This window comes from Microbacterium sp. F51-2R, assembly GCF_052180235.1.
Classification (GTDB): domain Bacteria; phylum Actinomycetota; class Actinomycetes; order Actinomycetales; family Microbacteriaceae; genus Microbacterium.
The window spans coordinates 3363584-3386877 of sequence record NZ_CP197470.1; the positions used below are offsets into that span (position 1 = coordinate 3363584).

Consider the following 23294-nt stretch of genomic DNA (forward strand, 5'->3'; position numbering starts at 1 on the left):
GCTTCGCTGTGTCTACGGTACCTGCCAGGAAAGCGCTCCCCATGGATCTCCTCATCGTCGGCTCCGGCTTCTTCGGCCTCACGATCGCCGAGCGGGCCGCGGCATCCGGTCGCAAGGTCACCGTGATCGATCGGCGGCCGCACATCGGCGGAAACGCGTACAGCGAAGACGAGCCCGAAACCGGCATCGAGGTGCACAAGTACGGAGCGCACCTGTTCCACACGTCGAACCCCACCGTGTGGGAGTACGTCAACCGCTTCACGACCTTCACGAGTTACGTGCACCGCGTGTACACGAATCACAAGGGCGTCGTGTATCCGCTGCCGATCAATCTCGGCACGATCAATCAGTTCTTCCAGGCCGCCTATTCGCCGGATGAGGCGCGGGCGCTGGTCCACGAGCAGGCGGGCGAGTTCGACGCGAAGGATGCCGCGAACCTCGAGGAGAAGGGGATCGGCCTCATCGGACGCCCGCTCTACGAGGCATTCATCCGTGACTACACGGCCAAGCAGTGGCAGACCGATCCGAAGGAGCTGCCGGCGGAGGTCATCAGCCGCCTCCCCGTGCGCTACACCTACGACAACCGCTACTTCAACGACACGTGGGAGGGGCTGCCGACCGACGGCTACACCGCGTGGCTCGAGCGGATGGCCGATCACCCGAACATCGAGGTCATGCTCGACACCGACTACTTCGACGAGTCGCAGCCCCTCAACAAGAAGGCGACCGTCGGCCAGGTCCAGGTCGTCTACACCGGGCCGGTGGACCGCTACTTCGATTACACCGAGGGTGCTCTCTCGTGGCGCACGATCGATCTCGAGCAGGAAGTGCTGCCCGTCGGCGACTTCCAGGGGACGTCGGTGATGAACTACGCCGATGCCGACGTGCCGTACACCCGCATTCACGAGTTCCGTCACTTCCACCCGGAGCGTGCCGACCGGTATCCGGCCGACAAGACCGTCATCATGCGCGAGTTCTCGCGCTTCGCGGACCGCGGCGACGAGCCGTACTACCCTGTCAACACCCCGCAGGACCGCGAAGGTCTGCTGGCGTACCGCGAGCTGGCGAAGGGCGAGAAGGACGTGCTCTTCGGCGGGCGCCTGGGCACCTACCAGTACCTCGACATGCACATGGCCATCGGCTCGGCGCTGTCGATGTGGAACAACCAGCTCGCGTGAGCACCCGAAACCGATCGGTCCGCCGGTCGGTCAGAGTGAGTCGACGACCTCGACTTCGGTGGGCCGCGTGGAGCGGACCCAGTCCTCGTTGAAGTAATCGTCCTTGTAGACCGCCAGGCGGGTGAACCCGACGAACGACTGCCAGGCGTCCTTGAGCCGGAAGCGGCTCGAACCCTTCTCGTGCGTCTGGCTCAGCGCCACCGGGACCTCGCGCACCACGATCCCCTGCTGTTCCGCAGCCAGGACGAGTTCTGTCGTCCACATGAGGCCGCTCTCGCGCGAGAGGTGCGCGAATTCGCGACCCCAATCGCCGTCCACCCACAAGGTGCCCTGGCTGTCACCCACCTGCGATTGCAGGAGTGCCTCGCGGAGGAACCGGAAGATTCGCGATTGCACAGTCCGGCGCCGGCTCCGAGCGACCTGGGAGTCGGGATGCGCCTTCGATCCGACGGCCACCGCCACGTCATCGGGCAGCTTGCGGAACTCTTCGAGATCGGTGAATCCGAACGGAAGATCGTCGGCTGTCAGCAACATCCGTCGTCCGTGACTGGTGAGAACGCCGGTTCGAAGTGCCTCGCCCAGGCCCGGCTCGGAGTGTGTCACGATGAGATTCGGCGCGTGTGCCCAACTCTCCCGAATGCGCCCGAGCAGCTCAGTCGTGCCGTCCGTCGAGCCGTTCTCCACGACGATGATCTCGTCGTTCGCCGAGAGCTCGTCGCCCAAGGTCGCCAGAGTCTCGTCGAGCACATCCGCGCCATTGCGCGTCGGGACGACGACGCTGAGACGCACGCGTGAGTCCTGCGAGCGCCGGAGGAAGTTGGAGAAATGGCGTTCGGATCTGGAACTCAACCGCGTGCGCTCGACAGAGCGGAAGTGCGATGGCATCGAGGTGATCGACCACACCAGGGCGCCGAGGGACACCGCCGCAAGGAGCCCGAGCGCTGGAGACAGGAGCGCGTAGCTGTAGAGGAAGGGCATCAGCAGCACCGGCGCGGTGAATCCCAGCAGCAGCGTGGGCACCGCGATCGCGAGTGCCGCTGCGAGCGGGCGCTGCTGCGGCACGCGCCGCGTGCCCGCCACGATGAACCCGACAAGGATGAAGCCGATCATGGCGCCGTAGTGCTTCACGACGTAGAAGAGCTTCTGGAAGTAGAGATTGACCGCGCCCCAGGGGTCGGTGCCGACCGTGCCCCAGTAGAGATCGCGCATGATCTCGTCGTATCGGACGGTGCCGGCTTCGATCTCGGGATCGACCGACTGAGCCTGTTCGAGCGCGAAGGCCTCCGAGTCGGTCACATCGAAGCGTGACGGACTCCCGTTGACAGGCTCCGGGTACGACAAACCGAGGTAGAGATCCTGCCAGAAGGTGTGAGCTCGCGGGAGTTCTCCGATCGACTGCCCGGTCGCATCCGAGCGTCCGAGGTCGAGCAGTCCGCTGATGGCGGACTGTGCGGCGAGCGCGATCAGGACGGCGACTGCGGCGGCCACGACGGCTCGAACGACGCGGCGTCCGCGAGGGGCGCGCATCCAGAGCACTCCGATGGCGATCGCCGCGCCGATCCCAGCGAGGACGTTGAATGTGGCGAGGACTCCCGCCAGCAGGGCGAGCAGGACGCTCGTCACGATGAGACGGCGCTGGCTCAGGCGGTAGGTGCTGGTGAACAGGAGGAGAGAGAGGACGAGGAACGACAAAGATGCGGTCAGGCCGTACAGCGCGTAGACACGCAGTGTGGTCACCTCGTCTGCAAGACCGTACTCCGTCCCGAGAAGGATCGTCCCGTTGTTGAGAAGCCATGTGAGCGGCGGAAGCAGGATGAGCGCGTACCCGGCGCGCGCACGGCGGAAGATTCGCGCGGTCGCGGTGGGGAGCCATATCAGGGGAATCGCGATGAGGAGCGCCTGCGCGATCGCGAGTCCTGGATAAGGGGAAGTGGACTGCGTGAGGTGGCTCATGAGGCTGGCAGTCACGTAGGCCCCCGGCGGATCGTCCCACGCGGCCGAGACGATCGGACTGCCCGAGTCATCGCTCAGAGCTTTCGCGCCGGTTCCCGCCTCCTTGACGAGGAGTGTGCCAGTGTCCCGATACGCGTCATAGGTCGCCCGCAGCTCGGCGTCGCGGGCATCGCTCCAGCGAAGTTCGGGCATGCTCACCACGACCGCGAAGGCCGCGATGGCGAGGACGAGGCCGACCAGCAGCAGCAGGACACTCGTCGATCGTGCCCAGATTCTGTTGCCCGTCGGAATCGAACCCGGGGCGGCAGAGGTGTTGCCAGTCATAGGGTCCATTCGATTTCAGATCAGCGACAAGCTTACGGGAGCGGACGCTCGAGCCCCTCGCAGGGTGTGGACGGTCCGCCGCTTACACTCGTGTACGTGACAACAGCCGCCGTCGGCGCGCCCGGATCGCCCCGGCGCTACATGCATTCGCTGTGGCTGCTGTCGGCTCGAGACCTCCGCGTCCGCTACGCCACCAGCGCTCTCGGCTACCTCTGGTCGGTGCTCGACCCGCTCGTCATGAGCGCGATCTACTGGTTCGTCTTCACCCAGATCTTCCAGCGCACGGTAGGGCACGAGCCGTACATCGTGTTCCTCATCTCCGCGCTCCTGCCGTGGGTCTGGTTCAACTCTGCGGTCTCGGACTTCACGAAGGCCTTCAGCAAAGACGCTCGGCTCGTCCGGTCGACGGCGATCCCGCGGACGATCTGGATCAACCGGATCGTCCTCACCAAGGGCATCGAGTTCCTCTGCTCTTTGCCGGTGCTGGCCTTCTTCGCGATCGTGACGGGGGCGCACGTCGGCTGGGGCATCCTGTGGTTCCCGCTGGCAGTCCTCCTGCAGACCGTCCTGCTCGTCGGGCTGGGCCTGCTCGTGGCCCCGCTGTGCGTGCTGTACACCGACCTGGAGCGCACCACCCGACTGATCCTGCGCGCCCTCTTCTACGCATCGCCCATCATCTACGGCGTCTCCGACCTTCCCGGTGCGTTCGAGAACCTCGCGGCGCTCAATCCGCTGTCGGGCATCTTCACCCTCTACCGCGCCGCCTTCTTCCCCGAGACGTGGGACACCCTCGTGGTGGCCTCGGCCGTCGTCCTGAGCTTCCTCTTCCTCGCCCTCGGGGTGTGGGTCTTCCGCAGTCTCGAGCGACCCGTACTGAAGGAGCTCTGATGGCCGAGGCATCCGTGCCCTCCCCGACCTCTCGAGCGCCGCAGCACGCGATCGAGGTCTCGGGGCTCGGCGTGCGCTTCCGCCGCAACCGGCGCGGTCGCCGCAGCTTCAAGGACCTCTTCGCCGGTTCGCGGCGCCGCGCACGCCCTGACGAGTTCTGGGCTCTCCGGGACGTCTCGTTCACGGTCGCCCCCGGCGAGTCGATCGGAGTCGTCGGCCGCAACGGCCAGGGAAAGTCGACCCTCCTCAAGCTCGTCGCCGGCGTCATGCTCTCGGACGAGGGCACCGTGCGCGTCAACGGGGGAGTCGCGCCGCTCATCGAGATCACGGGCGGGTTCGTCGGCGACCTGACGGTGCGTGAGAATGTCTTCCTCACCGCGGGGCTCCACGGCATGGCACGCTCGGAGGTCGCCCGCAGATTCGACGGCATCATCGGCTTCGCCGAGATCGCCGACTTCGTCGACACCCCGTACAAGCACCTCTCCAACGGCATGAAGGTGCGCCTGGCGTTCTCCGTCGTCTCGCAGCTGGACGAGCCGGTCCTCCTCGTCGACGAGGTCCTGGCCGTCGGCGACAAGTCCTTCCGCGAGAAGTGCTACGCGCGCATCGACGAGCTGCTCGCCGATGGCCGCACGCTCTTCTTCGTGAGCCACAACGAGCGCGACCTCCGCCGCTTCTGCACGCGCGGGCTGTACCTCGACAAGGGCCGTCTGGCGATGGATGCCTCGCTCGAAGAGGTGCTCGACCGCTACAACGCCGACTATCCCGTCGGCTGATGGATGACGCGAGGGGGACCCGCCGGTCCGCCCGTCCACCAAGTCCCCAGGCGCCTTTCGGTTAGGATTCGTTCGGTTATTCGATGCATCCCTCTCTTTCGGCTTAGGTGACATCGAGGGAGGAGAGCAAGGAATGCGGACTGAGGACGCCCACATCGTCATGCCTACAGCGGGCCAGGCCGTCCCCGAAGGTAGGCCTCGCGACGACACGAGGTGGAAAAGAGTCCTTCGTCGTGCGGCCCTCCCCCTGGCGATGGCGGCTCTGCTCGGCCTCCTCGAGGTGTGGGGCACATTCGGTAACGGCTACTTCGCGGGGTGGGGCGACCATTTCGTCCTCTCGCCAGAGGGCATCAGCTGGGCTTCCCCGGGTGCCTTCGCCAACGACTGGTTCATGGAGGTGGCCCCGCAGCCGCACTGGTTCTTCGATGTGCTGACGTTCCTCGGTGAGTCGCTGGGCATCCTGTCGCTCGTGTACGCCCTTTTTTGGGCGTGTGGTCTCATCGCGTTCGGGGCTGCCACAGCGATCCTCGCCCGGAAGTTCGTGGCCCGCGCCGCCTGGCCGGCGGCCCTCGGCGTCACCGTGCTGACCGGCATTTCACCGTGGGCGATCGGCGGTACAGGCTCGCTCGTGATCGCACAGGCGTTGCCCGCAGTCCTGTCCGGGAGTCTCATCTACCTTCTGTTGGCCGGAATGCTCGCGGAGCGGCGCATCCTCATCGTGATCCTCGCGCCTGTGATCGCGGTCGTGCACGTGCAACAGGGGTCCATCGCATTGGTACTCATGCTCTCGATGCTCGTGGTCGAGGGCGTGCGTAATCGCAAGGTTGATTGGCTCGTTGCGCTGGCCATGGGCCTCACCGCGGCATTCGTGGCGTTCGGCCTGCTGATCCGCCCGGTTGCGTCGAACCTGCAGGACTTCGTGCGTATCTGCGACGAGATCATCCCGTATCACTGCGCTGCGCACCTCTGGAGTCCTTTCGAGCTCGTCTCGACCGTGGGCCTCGTCGGACTCGCCGTACTCAGCGTCTTCATCGTGCCGAAGCCGTCGCGCTGGATCTGGTACGCCACCGTCGGCCTGGCGACCCTGGGCTATGCAGGAGGCTTCTTCGCCGACGCTCTCCGAATCCCGCTTCTGGGAACCCTCGCGCAAGGGGTGAATGTCTATCGCTTAGGAGCTGTCCTGCTGCCCTTCGCGATCTGGGGGGCCCTCGTGCCGCTTCTGACGCGTCTGCGCGGTTGGCGTCATTGGCTCCTCGTCGGCGTCTGGGGGGTGTCCTGGATCGCCTTCCTCACGGCGCCCGGCTTCTCGACGGTGCGCACGCACCGGCTCGTGCTCATGGGGCTCGCGCTGCTGATCCCGGTTCTGTGGTTCATGTGGCACACGCGGCGGGGCGAGCTCGAGGTCTCGGTGGGTGGCCGGAAGATCTACGCGGCCTCCGGCGTGGCAGCGGTCGTCGCAAGCATCCTCGTCATTTCGGTGACGGCCGCGGCAGGCGCGATCCACGTGCGCGTGCCCGACTTCTCCTTCGTCGCAAGCGCTGAGCTGCGCCAGTGGGGTTCGGAGGTGCGCAATGCAGTCCCGGAAGGTGAGATCATCGTCGCGCCGCCGAGATTCGAATGGGTGAAGCTCGTGAGCCAGCGCGCCGTGATCGCCGACTGCAAAGACGTTCCCTACGGTGGCACAGCATGGGATGAGTGGCAGACACGGCTCGACGACCTCGGCGGGTTCGAACAGTGCGTCGCGCCCGGACCGCTGCTGTACGACACGCTCTCCGCTACTCAGCTGGTGAAGATCGCTGACAAGTACGAGTCGGATTCCATCATCGTCAACCCGGCGCTGCCGCAGCTCATCGACGACCTGGAGTCGCTCGGCTGGACCCATGCTGTCGGCCTCGTGGGTACTGCGGGCGCCGACCTCATGCGACGCCCGTGACACCGACCTCCCGCCGTTGAGGAAGCGGACCGACTATCCCGTCGGCTGATCCGCCGTCCCCGGCACGAGCGGCGGCATGGGCTGCCACGACCGGTCGCGGGCGATCCTGCCGCCGTCGCGGAGACCGCGGAAGAGGTTCGACGTCCCACGGACCTTCCGCTCGACGAAGACGAGGCGGATGAGCTCCTTGCCGAAGGTCAGCGTCGTCCCGAGCGCGAACAGCACCGGGTTGTAGACGCCGAGCGAGCGGTAGTACTGCTTGATGATCGCCCGGTTGCGCATGATGTAGTACCGGTACGCGTCGCTCGAGGCGTTCATGTGGCGGATGCCCATGTCCCACTGCTTGATCTCGCGCGTGCGCCGGAGCACGAACTCGTCGACGATGACCGACGTCGTCTTGCGCGACGCGAGCCAGCCGTACAGCTGGTCGTCCCAGTAGATGAAGAAGCGGGGGTCGGGGAGGCCGATCTGGGTGACGATGTCGCGGTGGATGAACATCCCCTCGAAGCATCCGGAGTTCATCTCCTTGTACCCGGACTCGCCGAACCCGGAAGGAGCGAACGGGATCGGGATGCCGAGCGGCTCCGCCACGCGGTACTGCCAGTAGAACTCGCTGCCGTCGTAGTCGTAGCGTCGCCCCTGGATGCTCTGGAACCGGGGGGCCCACTTGCCCATCTTGGCCAGGCCATCGGGGATGACCTCGACGTCGTCGTCCATGAGCCAGATCCAGGTCGAGCCGAGCTCGTAGGCGACGCGCATGCCCTCGCTGAAGCCGCCGGAGCCGCCCGTGTTGGTGTCGAGGCGGCGATAGACGAGCTCGGTCGGCGCGAGGCGCTCGCGGAACGACTCGACGACCGCGGTGGTGTCGTCGACGGAGGCGTTGTCGATGACGACGATGTGCCCGGGCTTCGGGTCCATCGTGACGATCGATTCGAGGAGACGCGTGAGCAGGCCCGACCGGTTGTAGGTGACGATCGCGATCGTCGCGGAGGCGGGGTCGAACGGGGTGAGGCCGGTCATCGCGCCGCTCCCTCGAACGTCTGCCGCCACGCCTCGAGCGACGTCAGCTCGCCGATCGCCGCGCGATACCGCCGCGAAAGGGCGGGCCACTGGCGTCGCAGCTGACGATGCAGGCGGAAGCTCTCGAGCAGCATCGAACGATAGCGGCCGCGATCACGGGTGTAGATGTTCTTGCCCGAGCCGTCGGCCGAGTTGACCAGCGCGCTGTCGAACGTGGGGAGGCGCCACCAGTGCGCGTCGCCCTTGCCGAACTCGACTTCCGGGTTCTCGACGTTCTCCGGGCGGGGCGCGTGGAACCAGTGGGAGACGAGGGTCGAGAGCGTGAACCAGCGGAGCCGGAGCCCCGTGGGGTTGTCGAGCTCGTGCACCGAGCGCTGGGTGAAGACCTGGCGACCGCGGCGCGAGCGCAGCGGCACGCCGATGTCCTTGTGCACGATCGTCTCGGGAAATTCCTTGGCGAGGGCGCGCGCCTGCGGCATCGCGGTGGCGAGGTTCGCGCGCATGTGCTGGGGACCGCTCAGGATGTCGCGCAGCGCACGATGCCGGAGCGCCACGGGGTAGTACTGCATCATCATGAGGTGCTTGAGGTCCATGCGACGGCTGTGGCGCAGCAGAGTCCCGCCCCGCGGCAGCGTCGAGTGCAGGAGACCCGCGACGATGCGGTTGCGCGCGTGGAAGTAAGCCTGCCAATCGATGGAGTCGTCCTTCCCGACCCACGACACATGCCAGAGGGCGACCCCGGGCATAGATACGGTCGGGGTGCCCGCGTCGCGGGCACGCAGGCAGAACTCCGCGTCGTCCCACTTGATGAAGGCCGGCAGTGCGAGACCGACGGCGCGGATCGTCTCCACCGGGATGAGGCACATCCACCAGCCGTTGTAGTCCGCGTCCAGGCGCATGTGCATCGTGGGGGTCTGTCGGAGGTTCGCCGCGCTGAAGTCGTGCGGCATCTGCTCCTGGAAGAGCGTGCGCCACATGAAGGGCTCTTCGTCGACGACCTCGGCCCACGCGTGGAGCTTCGGGCGATCCAGCAGGTCGAACATGTGCGCGCCCACGATCGTGGGGGTCGTCGCGTAGCGACCGAAGATGATGGAGCGGCGGACCGACTCGGTCTCGAGGCGCACGTCGTCATCGAGCAGCTGGACGAAGTCGCTCTCCTCCCGCTCCAGCGTCTCGGCCATTGCGCGGGCGAACCCGCCCGAGCCGCCGAGATTGGGCTGAGTGATGATCTGCAGCTGCTCTCCGAGCGAAGCGGCGACCTCCGGGTACTCGGCCTGCGCCTCGACGCGCTTCTCGCCTTGATCGATGATGAAGATCCGGTCGATGAGCTCGAGCAGCTCGGGCTCGGACGCGAGGTTCATGAGCGTCCAGATGCAGTAGTCGGGCTTGTTGTACGTCGTGATGCCGATCGACGCCTTGCCGGTGCGGACGGGCTCCTGCTCGGTCGTCCACTCGGCGCCCTCGAAGACCGCGTTCTTCTCGTCGGCGACGATGTCGAACCAGATCCACCCACCGTCGCTGTACTGGTCGAGCACGAGATCGAAGTCGGATGTGGCCACGTCCTCGACCTCGCGGGTCTCGATGCGCTGCCGGACGCCGGAGCCGTTCGAGCGGTAGACCAGGATCGTGGCAGGACCGGAGGTGCGCACGGTGAGGCGGACGTCACGCACCGGCGTCCAGTGCTGCCAATACGATGCGGGGAAAGCGTTGAAGTACGTGCCGAACGAGACCCGACGTCCCGCCATGATGCGCGCGCGACGCCGATCGAGGATGTTGCCGAGATGAGCCCGGTTCGAGACCCGGACAGGGGTTTCGTCGATGACGGACCACGTCTCCGGATCGGCGTAAAGAGGGAGCAGATCGGGGTCCCGGTCGTACGGGAAGACAACGTTCTGGAGGACGTGGGGCACGTGGATTCTCCGAGTGGGGGGCAGCGGGCGCCGAGGCGTCGGGGCCGAGAGAGGATCCTACCTTGCGATGCTCCGACGACCCTGGCAGTGCGCGCTCAGTTCAGCCCGGGCACGTGGGGGAGAGCGGGCTCACCGTCCTCGACCCCGTCGAACCGGTCGCGCCACGAGCGGGACTGACTGGCCCTGACGGCGCAGATGACGAGCAGCAGCCAGCCGAACCCCGACAGTGTGAAGCTCTCGAACATCGAGTCGACCAGGAGGGCCACGAGGATCAGCGGCGTCCAGGCGTAGATGATCGAACGACGCTCGCTCGCGACGAGCCAGGCGCGGACGAATGCGAAGCCGCCGAACGCGAGGAACAGCACGAGGCCGACCCATCCGAGCTGTAGCAGCACGTCGAAGTAGGCGTTGAGCGCCGACGCGTGCGTCTGGCCCGCCGAGAAGTTCACCGCCCAGAAAGGCAACTCGCCCTCCGCCCACGGTCCGAACCACCCCCAGCCCTGGACGGGCCGCATGCGCTGGTAGACCAGGATGCTGGCCCAGAGGTTGGCGCGGGTCGAGAAGTCGCTTCCCGCGCCGAGCCACGCGATGATCGGATGCCGCGCGATGTACGCCGCGATGAGTCCGACCACGACGGTGCCGCCGAAGATCCACTGGAGGGTCGTCCGGTTGTGCGGGGTCGCGTGCCTGACGATCGCCAGCACGCCCGCCGCGACGCCGACGGTCGCGGCGAGCACGACGACGGTGGGGGAGTCCGACAGCACGGCGACGACGCCGCCGAGGACCACCGAGAAGAGCGAGACGCCGGCGCGCACCGACTGCGTCCGGTACTCGACGAGGAACGTGATGAGGGCGATCACCGCGGCGAAGCCGAGGAGGTTGCGTGTGCCGAAGACGCCCTGGATAGGGCCGAAGGCGGCGATGTTCCCCTCGATCCCGAGGAAGTTCAGCGGCATGTCGAGAAGGATGCCGGAGAGGATCTCGAGGCCGAGCGAGATGCTGAGCACGAGGCGCATGACGTCGCCCAGTGCTCGCACGGTCTGCAGCGTGTCGCGGACGTGACCGATCGTCACGGCCAGGAGCGCGACGCCCGCGAGCGAGACCCAGCTCCAGAAGCTGCGGGTCGTATCCGAGCTCCAGAAGATGCTCGCGAACGCCCACCCCACGAAGAGGATGAGCGTCGTGGGGACGAGCCGGAGGAAGGAGATCTCGCGGCGGCGGGCCCACAGCATCCCGACAGCGACGATGCACAGGCCGACGACGATCGTGACGTACGTCACGATCCCGGCGACGCGTTCGATCGCGACAGCGCCGAAGAACGTTCCGAAGACCGTCAGCGTGAATGCCCGCGCCAGCGCCGCCGAGGCGAGGAGGCCGCCGAATCCGCGCCCCGCGCCCGCGCCGCTCACGGGGCCTGCTTCGTCAGCTCGCCGCGCTCGATCGCCAGCGTCTGCTCCGCAGGACCCACGCCGATGTGGGGGGACTGCTTGATCTTGAAGCTGAACATCACCACGAACATCCAGCCCCACAGCAGGAGCGGACTGGACTCGGAGATGCCCTGCACGAGGAGGATGGCTCCGACCAGCGTCGGCAGGAGCGAGAGCGGCGAATACGGCCGGTCGTCGCGGAGGTCCCATCGGGGACGGTCGACGGCGAAGAACCAGGCGCGCCAGACGAAGGCGAGGTAGGTCATGGCGATGAGCACGACGCCGATGATGCCGAGCTGCAGGAAGACGTCGACCCACATGTTGTGCGCCTGCATGACGGTCTGGCCGTGGTCGACGATCCAGCGGTCGAACGCGGGATCGGCGGGGTTCCAAGGGGTCGCGAAGCCCCAGCCCGTCCACGGCCGCTCCCAGGCCTTGGCGAGCACGACATCCCAGATGCCCTCCCGGCCGGTGAGGTCGGACTCCCGGCCGACGAGCGCGAACAGCTGCGCGTGGAAGAGCCAGAACGCGATCAGGCCGCCGATGCCGACGACGGCGTACGCGATGTAGTACGGCGTGCGCTCGCCGGGCCTGCGGGTGCGGCGCATGAGCAGCACAGTGGTGAGCACCACCGCGACCCCCGCCGCCGCGACGTAGGACGTCGCCGAGCCCGCCCGGATCATGAGGTACGCGGCGAGCCCGATCCAGATCCACAGGAGGATCCGCCGGGGCGCGCCGGAGGCCAGGCGGATGGCGAACACGACGATCGCGAGGAGGCAGAGCGGCCCGAGCAGGTTCGCATTGCCGAGGATGCCCTGGATGCGGCCCCCGTCGAGGAGGTTGTTGCGCGACCAGTAGACGATCGGGTCGACCTTCCCCTCAGGGATCGGCGCGAATCCCGGCATGACGGCGTGCCCGAGGAACAGCGAGACCGACAGCTCGAAGGCGAACGACAGGGCGAGCACCCACTTGAGCGCCGACGCGATGGCCCGCACGAGCTCGCGCCAGGTCAGCACGCTCCCCACGAAGAACCCCTGCAGGGTCGTGATGATAAGGAGGAGCCACGTGAGGGCGCTCGTCTGCGCCCACGCCGACCACAGGATCGAAAGGCCTGCCCAGGCGACGTAGCCGAGCGAGAAGAGCGGGAGGCGACGCCATTGCACCTGCGGGCGGATGACGAACCACAGCAGGAGCGAGACGAGCCCGCCGATGATCGCGACACCCGCGGCGATCGCCTCTCCGAAGGCGAGCACCCACGCGACGCCCGACAGGGCCGTGAAGAGCACGAAGATGCACCATGCGCGCAGCATGAGGTGCCCCGTCTTCTCGCGGGCCGGGGCCTCCGGCGGCGCCGACGCCGGGTGCTTCGTGTGGACCGCCATCGTCCACTCAGGTTACCCCGCAGCCGCCGTTAGGCTGAGGACATGCTGGTCTCCCTGGTGAACGAGCCTCGTGACTACGCCTGGGGGTCGACGACCCTCATCGCGGACCTCGAGGGGCGCACCCCGTCCGGAAGGCCCGAGGCCGAGGTCTGGTACGGCGACCACCCCGCCGATCCCGCGGTCGTGCCGGACGGCCGGAGCCTCGGGGAATGGCTCGCCGACGAGGGCGCGGAGGCCGGAGCGCCGGCGAAGCTGCCGTACCTCTTGAAGGTGCTCGCGGCGGGGTCCCCGCTCTCGATCCAGGCCCATCCCTCCAAGCGGCAGGCGGAGGAGGGCTTCGCGCGCGAGGAGGCCGCCGGCATCGACCGGTCGGCCGCGGAGCGCACCTACCGCGACGACAACCACAAGCCCGAGCTCATCGTCGCCGTGAGCGAGACCTTCACGGCCCTCGCGGGGCTGCGCGACCTCGAAGCCACGCGCCGGCTCGTCGCGGCGCTCGGGGAGGGCGGGCACGCGCTCGCGGCGCATCTGGAGGGGACGGATGCCGCGGCATCCCTCCGCGACACGATCGCCTGGCTCCTCGCAGACGCGTCCGAAAGCGAGATCGGTGCGATCATCGCCGCCGCGGCGCGAGCCGAGGACGACGAGTTCGCCGCCGAGCTGACGCTGTCGCGACACCTCGACACCGCCTATCCCGGCGATCCGGGCGTCGTCGTGGCGCTCCTGATGAACCTCGTCGTGCTGCAGCGGGGCGAGGCACTGTTCGTGCCCGCCGGGGTTCTGCACGCCTACGTCGCGGGTCTCGGCGTGGAGCTCATGGCGGCCAGCGACAACGTCCTGCGCGGCGGCCTCACCCCCAAGCACATCGACGTGCCGGAGCTCCTCGAGATCCTCGACCCCACGCCCGCACCCCCGCCCGTGCTCGCCCCCGTCGCGCAGGGCGGCGTCGAGCGGTTCAGTGTGCCGGGCATCGCCGACTTCGCCCTGCTGCACGCGAAGGTGGCTGCGGATGCCGCGACGGACGTGCCGCTCGACGGCGTCGCGATCGCGCTCGCGACCTCGGGCGAGGTGCAGCTCGAGGCCGGCCGCTCCGGCGCCCGCACGACCCTCATCCCCGGCTGCGCCGTGCTCGTGACCCCCGACGAGGGATCGATCCGGGCGTCGGGGCAGGGCGACCTCTTCGTCGCGATCCCGGGGCGCTGACACCCCACCCGCGTGCGCCCTGGTGCCGGCCGCGGGCCCCTCGCAGGAGCGCGACCCGGCGAAACCGGGTCTCACCGGCGGGTGGACGCGATGCCGTCCCGGGCGTGTCATGCGTTATCCGGGTGTGACACGCCGTCGGCGCGTCGTGAACCCTCAAGCGCGAGGTGAGGCTTTATGGTTCGCGACTTGACCATGGCGAATTACACGGGTGTAATTGCTCTACACGCACACCAGCGTGGGGGGCTCAGCAGGTGGGAGAACGAGATGACGGTTTCGCATTACCGTTCCGGCGTTCCCGACAATTGGTTCGTCGATCCGGTCAGCCTGGGTGTCCCAGGGGTTCGTCGACCCGTCGAGGGCGAAGACGACAATCCGCTCGCGTGGCAGACCGATGCGCTGTGCGCGCAGACGGATCCGGAGGCCTTCTTTCCGGAGAAGGGCGGCTCCACGCGTGACGCCAAGCGCATCTGCACGACGTGCGATGTGCGCGGCGAATGCCTGGAGTACGCGCTCCAGAACGACGAGCGCTTCGGCATCTGGGGCGGACTGAGCGAGCGCGAACGGCGCAAGCTCAAGCGACGCGCCGGCTGAGCCGGTCGCCCTCCGTGATCCGGGCACACGCGGAGTGCCCTCCCGGATCGCGGTTGCCGCCCGCCTAGGCTGACGGAGTCATGCCCGGCCGAGTTCACGCGATCCTCGTCGTGCGCCCCGATGGGCGCACGCCTGCGGCGTTCCACCTTCGGCGGACGCTCGCGGCCCTGGCGGCCCAGTCCCGCAAGGTCGACGTCCTGACGATCGTCGTCTGCGGTGAAGACCCTCTCGTCGCGGAGGTCGCGGCATCCGCCCCCGCCGAAGCGGTCATCACGGCGCCCGGTCGTACCCGGTTCGCCGAAGCGGCCGCGATCGCGTCGCGCCGCATCGCGGACGCCGACGCGGTCTGGCTGCTCGCGCAGGACACGACGCCCGAACCCGAGGCCCTGACCCGTCTCGTCGGCGCCCTCGAACTCGCGCCGTCCGTCGCCTTCGTCGCTCCGAAGCTCGTGCGTGCCGACGACCGATCGGTCATCGTCTCGCTCGGCACGAGCGTCACGAGCCTCGGGCGCGCCGTCGGCCTGGCGGACGGCGAGCTCGATCAGGGCCAGCACGACACCCGCGAGGACGTGCTCGGCGCCGACGTGCGCGGCATCCTGGTGCGCGCCGAGGCGTGGGCGAGGCTCAAGGGCCTGGACCGCGCGCTCCTGGGCGCCGAGGAGGGTCTCGACCTCGGCATCCGTGCCCGCCTCGCGGGCGCCCGCGTGACACTCGTGCCCAACGCGCTCGTCGCGGTATCGGGGGACGGCGTCGCAGGACCGCCCTCGCCGACCACGCGCGTGCGCCGATCGCAGATCGCCGTCGCCGCCCGTGCGTCGCAGCTGCACCGTCGCCTGGCCTATGCGCACCCCGCCGCGGTGCCTTTCCTCTGGCTGTCGATCCTGCCGCTCGCGCTCTGGCGGACGATCGGGCTCCTCGTCGGCAAGCAGCCCGCGCTCATCGCTCCGGAGTGGGCCGCCGCCGCGATCGTCCTCGTGCGCCTTGGCGCGATCGCGCGCTCGCGCTCGCACATCCGGCACGCCAGGTCGGTGGCCTGGGCCCAGCTCGCGCCGCTGCGCATCAGCCAGTCCGAGCTGCGGGAACGGCTCGACGACGGCTCCGATGGCGTGGGCGACGTGCAGCGCGACGAGCTGCACTTCTTCTCCGGCGGGGGAGCGTGGCTCGTCCTCGCGGCTCTCGTCGTCTCGATCGCCTCGTTCACGGCGCTTCTCGCGTGGCCCGTCCTCGGCGGCGGCGCGCTCCAGCCCCTGCGCACGGTCGTGTCGCAGCTGTGGGCGGATGCCGCGTACGGCACGCGTGCGGTCGGCCTGGGCACCGTCGGCCCCGCCGATCCGTTCGCCGCGGTGATCGCCGTGATCGGATCGCTCTGGCCCCTCGAGCCCTCGCGGACCATCGCGATCCTCTGGGTGCTCGCGCTACCGCTGGCCGCCCTCGGCGGGTGGTTCGCCGCGACGCGCGTGACCGACCGCGGGGTGCTCCGGATCACGGGCGGCGCCGTCTGGGCACTCGCCCCCACGTTCCTCGCGGCGCTGGTCGAGGGGCGTCCGACGGCCGTGATCGCGCACCTGCTGCTGCCGTGGCTCTTCTACGCCGGCTCCGTCGCGCATCGCTCCTGGGTCGCGGCGGGCGCGGCATCCGTCGTCCTCGCCGCCGTCGTCGCGTGCGCGCCGTCTCTCGCGCCTGCCCTCGCGGTCGTCTGGGTCGTCGCGCTCGGCCTCACGATCGCGCGCCGGGCGGGCCGCGGTATCGGCCAGCTCATCTGGATCGTCGTCCCCGCGGCCGCGATCGCGGCGCCGCTCGTGTGGTACCAGCTCAAGGCGGGCAACGCCTGGGGACTCCTCGCCGATCCGGGCGTCGCGTGGGCGGGCCCGCAGGTCGCCCCCGACGCCGCGGGACGGGCGCTCCTCGCGGCGGGCTTCCCGTCGTTCGACCCCGGCGGCTGGGGAGCGTTCCTCGGCGGCGGTCCCACGTGGTGGGTGCCGCTGCTTGCCGCGCCGATCGCGGTGCTCGCGCTCATGGCGCCCGTCACGCAGCGCTGGCTCTCGGGAGTCGTCCTCCTCGTCGTCGCGGTCCTGGGCATCGGCACGGCGTTCGCCGCCGCCGCGATCTCGGTGGCCTTCGCGGAATCGCTCGCCGTGCCGATCTGGCCGGGCGCGGGGCTCAGCCTCGCGTGGATCGGCGCTCTCGGCGGTGCCCTCGTCGCCCTGGACTCGGGCCTCGCGCCGAGGCTGCACACCGTGCGCAACCTCGTCGCCGTCTTCGTCATCGCCGTCATCGCGGTGCTCTCGGTGCCCGCACTGACGGCGTCGGTGCGGGGCGTCACGCTCCTGACCAACGGGCCCGAGAGCACCCTCCCCGCCTACGTCGCCGCCGAGGGGCGCGACGATCCGGATGTCGGGACCCTCGTTCTCACGCCCCAGAACGCCGGAGGGCTCTCCGCCGAGCTGGTGTGGGGCGGCAGCGAGACGCTCGGCGGGCAGGCCACGATCGTGTCGACGCGTACGGCGGCGACCCCGGCCGACGAGACTCTCGCGAACCTCTCCGCCGACCTCGTGACCGCCTCCTCGGGAGATGCCGTGGCCGGCGTCGCCGAGCAGGGGATCGGGTTCGTCCTCCTCGCGCCCGCCGCCTCGCCCGAGTCGGACACCGCACGATCGCTCCGGCTGTCCTCGCAGACGGCGCTCGATCAGCGCGACGGCCTGGACGCCGTCGGCAACACCCCCAAGGGCGCGCTCTGGCGCGTCACGGTGCCGATCGCCGACCGGGCCGAGGCATCCGTCGGCGAGCTGGCGGGGTGGATCGCCTTCGGGCAGCTCGCGATCATCGGCATCGCACTGCTGCTGGCGCTTCCCACCGCGGCGGCGCGGCGCGCCGCGCAGCGCACGCCCCGCGTCGTCGGGCACTACTGGCAGGAGGGCCGATGAGCGATCGCCGCGTCTTCCGCTGGGCGACGACAGGGGCCCGCGTCCTCGCGGGCACGCTCGTGGCCGCCGCGTTCGTCGTAGCGGTGACCACCGCCGTCGCGCTCCCGTGGCCGACGCTCACGCGCGAGCCCGTCGCGATCACCGCGACGCCCGCTCCGGAGGCGAGCGTCCTGGCGTGCGCGGGCTCGCTGCTCGCGCTCGGCCGCGACGCCGCCGTGGCGGGAGCGGTCGCCGCCGCCGCGCCGCAGGATCTCACCGCCGGCGTGCGCGACGGAGCCCCGCCGCCGGTGGAGACGCAGCTGCAGACGAGCGTCCCGGGGGCCGCCGCCTCGGTTTTCACCGCGGAGCCGCGTGATCGCGCGCGGACGGATGTCGCGGCGACGGGCTCCTCGACCGTCACAGCCGACGATCTCTCCGGCTTCGCCGCCTCGCCCTGCCGCCCGCCGCTCACCGAGTCGTGGCTCGTCGGCGGCGCGACGACGACGGGCTCGGCCGACATCGTCATCATCTCCAACCCCGGAGAGGTTCCCGCCACCGTCGAGCTGACCGTGTTCGGCACGGCCGGGCCTGTCGTCCCGCCGGGCGGCGACATCGTGGTCCCCGCCGGAACGCAGCAGGCCCTCTCGCTCGCGGGTCTCGCACTCGGCCAGGACAGCCCCGTCATCCGCGTGTCTGCGACCGGCGCCCCCGTCACCGCCGTGCTGCAGACGAGCCTCACGCGCACCCTCCTGCCGGGCGGTGTCGATCAGGTCGGCGCGATCGAGAAGCCCGAGAACGACCTCGTGATCCCCGGGGTGGCAGTCGCCCCCGCCGAAGGACCGGGGACGGATGCCGCGACCGTCCTTCGCGTCCTGGCGCCGTCTGCCGACACGACGGCGCATGTGACGGTGACCCCGACGGGGGTCGCCGAGCCCGTCTCGGCGCCGATCGACCTGTCGCTGACGGCGGGCATGCCGCTCGACCTCGACCTCGGGGGCCTCGACGCCCGCGAGTACACGGTGAGCGTGCAGGCTGACGTGCCCCTCGTCGGGGCCGTGTGGCAGACCACCGGGTTCGGTGCCGGCGCGGACTTCGCCTGGTACACCCCGGCCCCGGAGCTCGCCGTCGCGAGCCTCTTCGCGACGCCGAGCGGGCCGTCGCCGGCTCTCACCGTGGCCAATCCGACAGGCCGAGAGGCGCAGGTGACGGTCGACGCCGTCGACGGGTCGAGCTCGACGACCGTCGTCGTGCAGCCGGGTCAGACGACCCGCTTCAGCCTGCGCCCCCGCACGGTCTACTCGATCGACGCGGGCGGAGTGGGTGTGCGGGCCGGGGTCTCACTCACGGCCGGCGACGCTCTCGCGGGCTTCCCGGTGTGGTCGGGCGACACGGCGGCCACCCCGATCGTCGTCTACCCGTAGGCCGCAGAACTCGGCTTCGACATCCGCGGTCAGAAGAAGCGGAAGCGCTCCGGCCCCAGATCCCACGGGTCGCGGTCGAGGTACTCCGCGGCCGCGCGGAACACGCAGCTCTCGATCATCATGCGCCGATGCAGCTCGTCGTTGCGGTGCAGGTGGCTCAGGCGCTCGATCGGAAGGCGGAACAGGATGATCCGCTTCGCCTCGGTCAGTACCTGCCACCGCGGGATGCCGTCGTCGTCGGTCGCCTGCGGCATGTCGGCGATCTCGAAGCTCACGTCGCGCAGCTCTTCCCACGCCGAACGCAGGAACTCGGCGGCCGTGCCGACGGCGAGGTCGAAGCGCTCGACGCGCGTGTCGAGCGGGGGGAGCGGCGGGCGCACGACAGGACTCCGGCCCTCGCGGCCGTGCCGCCCGTGCCGGGCGGGACGACGGCCGCGCCGCACGGCATCTCGGGTCCTGCGCCACGCCATGCCCCCATCCTAGGCGGCGGGCCCGCGCCCGCGCCCTGCCACCGGATCGCGGTGCGACCCGGCCGGATCGCACCGCCGCCGGAGGATCCGACCGCGGCGCGGCGCGGCATCCGTCGCCTGTCGGAGGTGATCGATAGGGTCGGACCGATGCGCGAGAGACTCTGCTCCAAAGTGGGTTGCGCCCGCGAGGCGGTGTCGACCCTGACATACGACTACGGCGACCAGATGGCGGCCGTGGGCCCGCTCGGCCAGCCCGGCGATCCGCACGCGCACGATCTCTGCGCGATCCACACCGATCGCCTCTCGGTCCCCAAGGGATGGGTCGTCGTGCGTCACGAGACGCTGCGGGTCTGACGCCTCAGGTTCCCTCCGGTACCGCCATGGAACAATGGACGGATGCCGATCACCACCGCCCCCGAGGCATCCGTCCGTCCGCTCGAGTTCGACGTCGCCGACCTGTCGCTCGCCGAAGCGGGTCGGCACCAGATCCGCCTGGCCGAGAACGAGATGCCGGGCCTCATGGCGCTGCGCGAGGAGTTCGGCCCGACGCAGCCGCTCGCCGGCGCGCGGATCGCGGGGTCGCTGCACATGACGGTGCAGACCGCCGTGCTCATCGAGACGCTCGTCGCGCTTGGCGCGCAGGTGCGCTGGGCGAGCTGCAACATCTTCTCGACGCAGGACGAGGCGGCCGCGGCGATCGCGGTCGGCCCGCACGGCACAGCTGAGTCGCCCGCCGGCGTCCCGGTCTTCGCGTGGAAGGGCGAGACGCTCGAGGAGTACTGGCGCTGCACCGACCGCATCTTCGACTGGTCGGCCGAGGGCTTCGACGGACCGAACCTGATCCTCGACGACGGCGGCGACGCGACGCTGCTCGTGCACAAGGGCGTCGAGTTCGAGAAGGCGGGCGCGGTTCCGGATGCCGAGGCCGGCGCCTCCGAGGAGTACCGCATCATCCTCGACGCGCTGCGCGCGAGCCTCGCGCGCGACCCCCAGCGCTTCACCCGCATCGCGGCGGAGCTCGTCGGGGTCACCGAGGAGACCACGACGGGTGTCCACCGGCTGTACGAGCTCGCGGCATCCGGCGATCTGCTCTTCCCCGCGATCAACGTCAACGACTCGGTCACCAAGTCGAAGTTCGACAACACTTACGGCATCCGCCACTCCCTGCCCGACGGCATCAACCGTGCCACCGACGTCCTGATCGGCGGCAAGGTCGTGTTCGTCGCCGGTTACGGCGACGTCGGCAAGGGCTCGGCCGAGGCCCTGCGGGGCCAGGGCGCGCGCGTCATCGTGGGCGAGGTCGACCCCATCTGCGCGCTGCAGGCCGCGATGGACGGCTTCCAGGTCGCCCGGCTCGAGTCGGTCATCGACCAGGTCGACATCGTCATCACGGGGACGGGCAACACCCGCGTCGTGACGCCCGAGCACATCCTCGGGCTCAAGCACCTCGCGATCGTCGGCAACGTCGGGCACTTCGACGACGAGATCGACATGGCGGGCCTTGCCGCCGTCCCCGGTGTCGAGAAGATCGAGATCAAGCCCCAGGTCCACGAGTGGCGGCTGCCGAACGGACGCAGCGTCCTCGTGCTGAGCGAAGGCCGGCTGATGAACCTGGGCAATGCCACGGGGCATCCGTCGTTCGTCATGAGCGCGTCGTTCTCGAACCAGGTGCTCGCGCAGCTCGAGCTCTACACGCGACGCGAGGAGTATCCCGTCGGGGTCTACACCCTGCCGAAGACCCTCGACGAGAAGGTCGCGCGGCTGCACCTCGCCGCGCTCGGCGTCGAGCTGACCGAGCTCACGCCCGAGCAGTCGGCCTACCTCGGGGTTCCCGTCGACGGCCCCTACAAGCTCGACCACTACCGCTACTGACCCCGCGCCGCGCTCGGGGCGGGCCGGCGACCCCGGAGGTCAGCGGGCGGGGAAGCCGCGCACCGCGACGGGGGCGGCGGCCGTGAGGGCCGCGACGCGCTGCGTCTCCAGGCCGAGCGCGCGCAGCTCCCGGTCGCGTCGCACCGCGACGACACCGCGGAGGAACGTCTCGGGGTCGACCGGCGGCACGGGCGACACGTGTACGGCCGCCTCGGCCGCGAGGGAGGCGGCGACGCGGGCCCGGGCCGCGGGCTCCATCCGGTCGGCGTGCGACACGAACTGCGCCGTGCGCCGGGCGAGCGGGTCGGGCAGGCGCGCGACATCCGCCACCTGCGCCCACCCGACGAGCGGGTACGGGATGCCGGGGGCCGGCGACGGCAGCGCGGGCGTGCGGGTGCGCTCGGAGTAGGTCCCCGCCATGAGGTCGCCGAGCCGCTGCGAGCGAGGCGTGAAGGCGCCGACGATCGCGGCGACGGCACCCGCGGTGAGCCAGATCTCGAAGACGCCCACCAGCGCGCGGATGAACGCCTGCCGGAAGCCGGATGCGCCGCCGTCGGCACGCACGATGCGCCCGCCGACCGCGAGCTTGCCGAGACTGCGGCCGCGCGTGGCCGTCTCGACGACGGTCGGAAGCGCGACCGTGACGAGCACGAGGCCGGAGATCGCGAGGATGGGCGAGACGCTCAGGTCGAGGATGCTCTGACCGAGCAGCCACACCGAGACGAGCGAGAAGAGGATGAGCAGGGCGATCGCGACCGCGACGTCGATCACGAGGCCCAGCGCGCGCAGGAAGTAGCCGACCGGCTGCACGTCGAGCGCGACGGCTTCGCCCGTCAGGATCTCGTCCTGACGGATGTCGACGACGGTCGGGGGCGGCGCGGCGCTCATGCGTAAAGTATGTCTGATGGACCTCGACGCCCTCACGACCGCACGGCGGGAGGAGTGGGCGCGGCTCGACGAGCTGAGCCGCTCGCGCTCGCTCACCGGCGCAGAGGTCGACGAGCTCGTCACGCGCTACCGCGCGGCATCCGCCGACCTCGCCGACATCAAGACGTCCGCCGGTCGCACGATGCACGGCGACCACGTCTCGACGATGCTCGCGCGCGCCCGCCTCCGGCTGACGGGCGGCCCCGAGAACGTGCTGCGCCAGATCCCGCGGTTCTTCGCGCTGCAGCTGCCCGCGGCGCTCTACCGCGTGCGGTGGACGACCCTCGTCATCGCGGTTGCCTTCGTCGTCGTGAGTGTCGTCGTGGCGCTGTGGATCTCGGGCGATCGGGCCCTCATCGCGACGCTCGGCAGTGACGCGCAGCTCTCGTACTACGCCGAGCACTCCTTCACCGAGTACTACAGCGAAAACCCCGCCGCCGTCTTCGCGGGAACGGTGTGGACCAACAACGCGTGGATCGCGGCGCAGTGCGTGCTCTTCGGCATCACGGGCATCTGGCCCGTCTACATGCTCGTGCAGAACGCGATCGGCGTCGGCACCGCCGCGGCGGTCATGATCGCCTACGGCCGAGGCGATGTCTTCGTGCTGTTCATCCTTCCGCACGGTCTGCTGGAGCTCACGAGCATCTTCGTCGCGGGCGCGGCGGGGCTGCACATCTTCTGGGCCTGGGTCGCGCCCGGTCGCCGGTCACGCGGGGAGGCCCTCGCCTCGGCAGGACGCTCGCTCGCCACGATCGCGATAGGGCTCATCCTGGCGCTGGCCGTGTCGGGGGCGATCGAGGGCTTCGTCACGGCTCAGCCGTGGCCCTGGCCCGTGAAGATCGGCATCGGCGCCGTGGCCCTCGCGGCGTTCCTCTTCTACATGATCGTCATCGGCGGCCGTGCGTACCGGCACGGCGAGACCGGCGACCTCACGGAGTTCGAGACCGGAACGCCGACACTCGTCGCGGGCTGAGTCGCGGCATCCCGCCCTTTCGGGGCGTGCCGCGCACCCTGCCGTCTGCCGGGCACGCGCACCCCGAGCTTGCTGGACCCGCCCGGCCCGCCCCGCGGCGCGGCGCGGAGAACGGCGAACGGCCCGGCCGCCGCAGCGACCGG

18 protein-coding genes are annotated in these 23294 nt (G+C 69.7%); 11 read left to right on the top strand and 7 right to left on the bottom strand.

Going from position 1 to position 23294, the window contains the following annotated elements; translation table 11 throughout:
• Window positions 1–41 precede the first annotated feature (41 nt).
• On the top strand, window positions 42–1178 hold the full coding sequence (gene glf, locus ACSBPH_RS14705) for a UDP-galactopyranose mutase (RefSeq protein WP_442575060.1): 1137 nt from the start codon (window positions 42–44) through the stop codon (window positions 1176–1178).
• Between the two features lie 30 nt (window positions 1179–1208).
• Here glf and ACSBPH_RS14710 read toward each other — a convergent pair whose 3' ends face one another.
• On the bottom strand, window positions 1209–3455 hold the full coding sequence (locus ACSBPH_RS14710; RefSeq protein WP_442575061.1) for a glycosyltransferase: 2247 nt from the start codon (window positions 3453–3455) through the stop codon (window positions 1209–1211).
• Window positions 3456–3551: 96 nt separating this feature from the next.
• Here ACSBPH_RS14710 and ACSBPH_RS14715 point away from each other — a divergent pair, with 96 nt between their 5' ends.
• The 3 genes from ACSBPH_RS14715 to ACSBPH_RS14725 all read left to right on the top strand — a co-directional run bounded on the left by ACSBPH_RS14715 (window position 3552) and on the right by ACSBPH_RS14725 (window position 7052).
• Window positions 3552–4343 carry an ABC transporter permease gene (locus ACSBPH_RS14715; protein ID WP_442575062.1) on the top strand — a complete coding sequence of 264 codons (792 nt, stop codon included), beginning with the start codon at window positions 3552–3554 and terminating at the stop codon, window positions 4341–4343.
• Window positions 4343–5119: an ABC transporter ATP-binding protein gene (locus tag ACSBPH_RS14720; protein ID WP_442575063.1), complete on the top strand. Its 777-nt coding sequence runs from the start codon at window positions 4343–4345 to the stop codon at window positions 5117–5119. Before ACSBPH_RS14715 ends, ACSBPH_RS14720 begins: the two co-directional genes overlap by 1 nt.
• 253 nt (window positions 5120–5372) lie before the next feature.
• Window positions 5373–7052 (top strand): DUF6798 domain-containing protein, encoded by a 1680-nt coding sequence (locus ACSBPH_RS14725; protein ID WP_442575064.1) that lies wholly within the window; start codon window positions 5373–5375, stop codon window positions 7050–7052.
• 33 nt (window positions 7053–7085) lie between these two features.
• On the opposite strand, the gene ACSBPH_RS14730 is transcribed toward ACSBPH_RS14725, so the two are convergent.
• From ACSBPH_RS14730 to ACSBPH_RS14745, 4 genes are all read right to left on the bottom strand, one after another.
• A complete protein-coding gene (locus ACSBPH_RS14730; RefSeq protein WP_442575065.1) occupies window positions 7086–8072 on the bottom strand; it encodes a glycosyltransferase in 987 nt (328 codons plus the stop codon).
• Window positions 8069–9982: a glycosyltransferase gene (locus ACSBPH_RS14735; RefSeq protein WP_442575066.1), complete on the bottom strand. Its 1914-nt coding sequence runs from the start codon at window positions 9980–9982 to the stop codon at window positions 8069–8071. The genes ACSBPH_RS14730 and ACSBPH_RS14735 overlap by 4 nt, the downstream gene beginning before the upstream one ends.
• Before the next feature lie 95 nt (window positions 9983–10077).
• Window positions 10078–11391: an O-antigen ligase family protein gene (locus ACSBPH_RS14740; RefSeq protein ID WP_442575067.1), complete on the bottom strand. Its 1314-nt coding sequence runs from the start codon at window positions 11389–11391 to the stop codon at window positions 10078–10080.
• On the bottom strand, window positions 11388–12791 hold the full coding sequence (locus ACSBPH_RS14745; protein ID WP_442575068.1) for an O-antigen ligase family protein: 1404 nt from the start codon (window positions 12789–12791) through the stop codon (window positions 11388–11390). The genes ACSBPH_RS14740 and ACSBPH_RS14745 overlap by 4 nt, the downstream gene beginning before the upstream one ends.
• Before the next feature lie 42 nt (window positions 12792–12833).
• Here ACSBPH_RS14745 and manA point away from each other — a divergent pair, with 42 nt between their 5' ends.
• The 4 genes from manA (at window position 12834) to ACSBPH_RS14765 (ending at window position 18909) form a co-directional block, all read left to right on the top strand.
• Complete coding sequence (gene manA / locus ACSBPH_RS14750) at window positions 12834–13994, top strand: mannose-6-phosphate isomerase, class I (RefSeq protein ID WP_442575069.1); 1161 nt, start codon at window positions 12834–12836, stop codon at window positions 13992–13994.
• Between the two features lie 264 nt (window positions 13995–14258).
• Window positions 14259–14585, top strand: coding sequence for a WhiB family transcriptional regulator (locus ACSBPH_RS14755; protein ID WP_442575070.1), 327 nt, complete (start codon window positions 14259–14261; stop codon window positions 14583–14585).
• An 80-nt stretch (window positions 14586–14665) separates the two neighbouring features.
• Window positions 14666–17509, top strand: a complete 2844-nt coding sequence (locus tag ACSBPH_RS14760) for a glycosyltransferase (protein WP_442575071.1) — start codon at window positions 14666–14668, stop codon at window positions 17507–17509.
• Window positions 17506–18909 (top strand): DUF5719 family protein, encoded by a 1404-nt coding sequence (locus ACSBPH_RS14765; RefSeq protein ID WP_442575072.1) that lies wholly within the window; start codon window positions 17506–17508, stop codon window positions 18907–18909. The genes ACSBPH_RS14760 and ACSBPH_RS14765 overlap by 4 nt, the downstream gene beginning before the upstream one ends.
• A 29-nt stretch (window positions 18910–18938) precedes the next feature.
• On the opposite strand, the gene ACSBPH_RS14770 is transcribed toward ACSBPH_RS14765, so the two are convergent.
• Window positions 18939–19379: a metallopeptidase family protein gene (locus tag ACSBPH_RS14770; protein WP_442575073.1), complete on the bottom strand. Its 441-nt coding sequence runs from the start codon at window positions 19377–19379 to the stop codon at window positions 18939–18941.
• A 147-nt stretch (window positions 19380–19526) separates the two neighbouring features.
• Between ACSBPH_RS14770 and ACSBPH_RS14775 the strand changes: the two genes are divergently transcribed.
• Both ACSBPH_RS14775 and ahcY read left to right on the top strand, forming a co-directional pair.
• Window positions 19527–19733 carry a DUF3499 family protein gene (locus ACSBPH_RS14775; protein ID WP_442575074.1) on the top strand — a complete coding sequence of 69 codons (207 nt, stop codon included), beginning with the start codon at window positions 19527–19529 and terminating at the stop codon, window positions 19731–19733.
• Between the two features lie 42 nt (window positions 19734–19775).
• Complete coding sequence (ahcY, locus tag ACSBPH_RS14780) at window positions 19776–21251, top strand: adenosylhomocysteinase (protein WP_442575075.1); 1476 nt, start codon at window positions 19776–19778, stop codon at window positions 21249–21251.
• A gap of 39 nt (window positions 21252–21290) precedes the next feature.
• On the opposite strand, the gene ACSBPH_RS14785 is transcribed toward ahcY, so the two are convergent.
• Window positions 21291–22139, bottom strand: coding sequence for an RDD family protein (locus ACSBPH_RS14785; protein WP_442575076.1), 849 nt, complete (start codon window positions 22137–22139; stop codon window positions 21291–21293).
• Window positions 22140–22155: 16 nt separating this feature from the next.
• Here ACSBPH_RS14785 and ACSBPH_RS14790 point away from each other — a divergent pair, with 16 nt between their 5' ends.
• The gene (locus tag ACSBPH_RS14790; RefSeq protein ID WP_442575077.1) at window positions 22156–23151 is read left to right on the top strand and encodes a stage II sporulation protein M; all 996 of its coding nucleotides are present in this window, start codon (window positions 22156–22158) and stop codon (window positions 23149–23151) included.
• The last annotated feature ends 143 nt before the right edge of the window (window positions 23152–23294 follow it).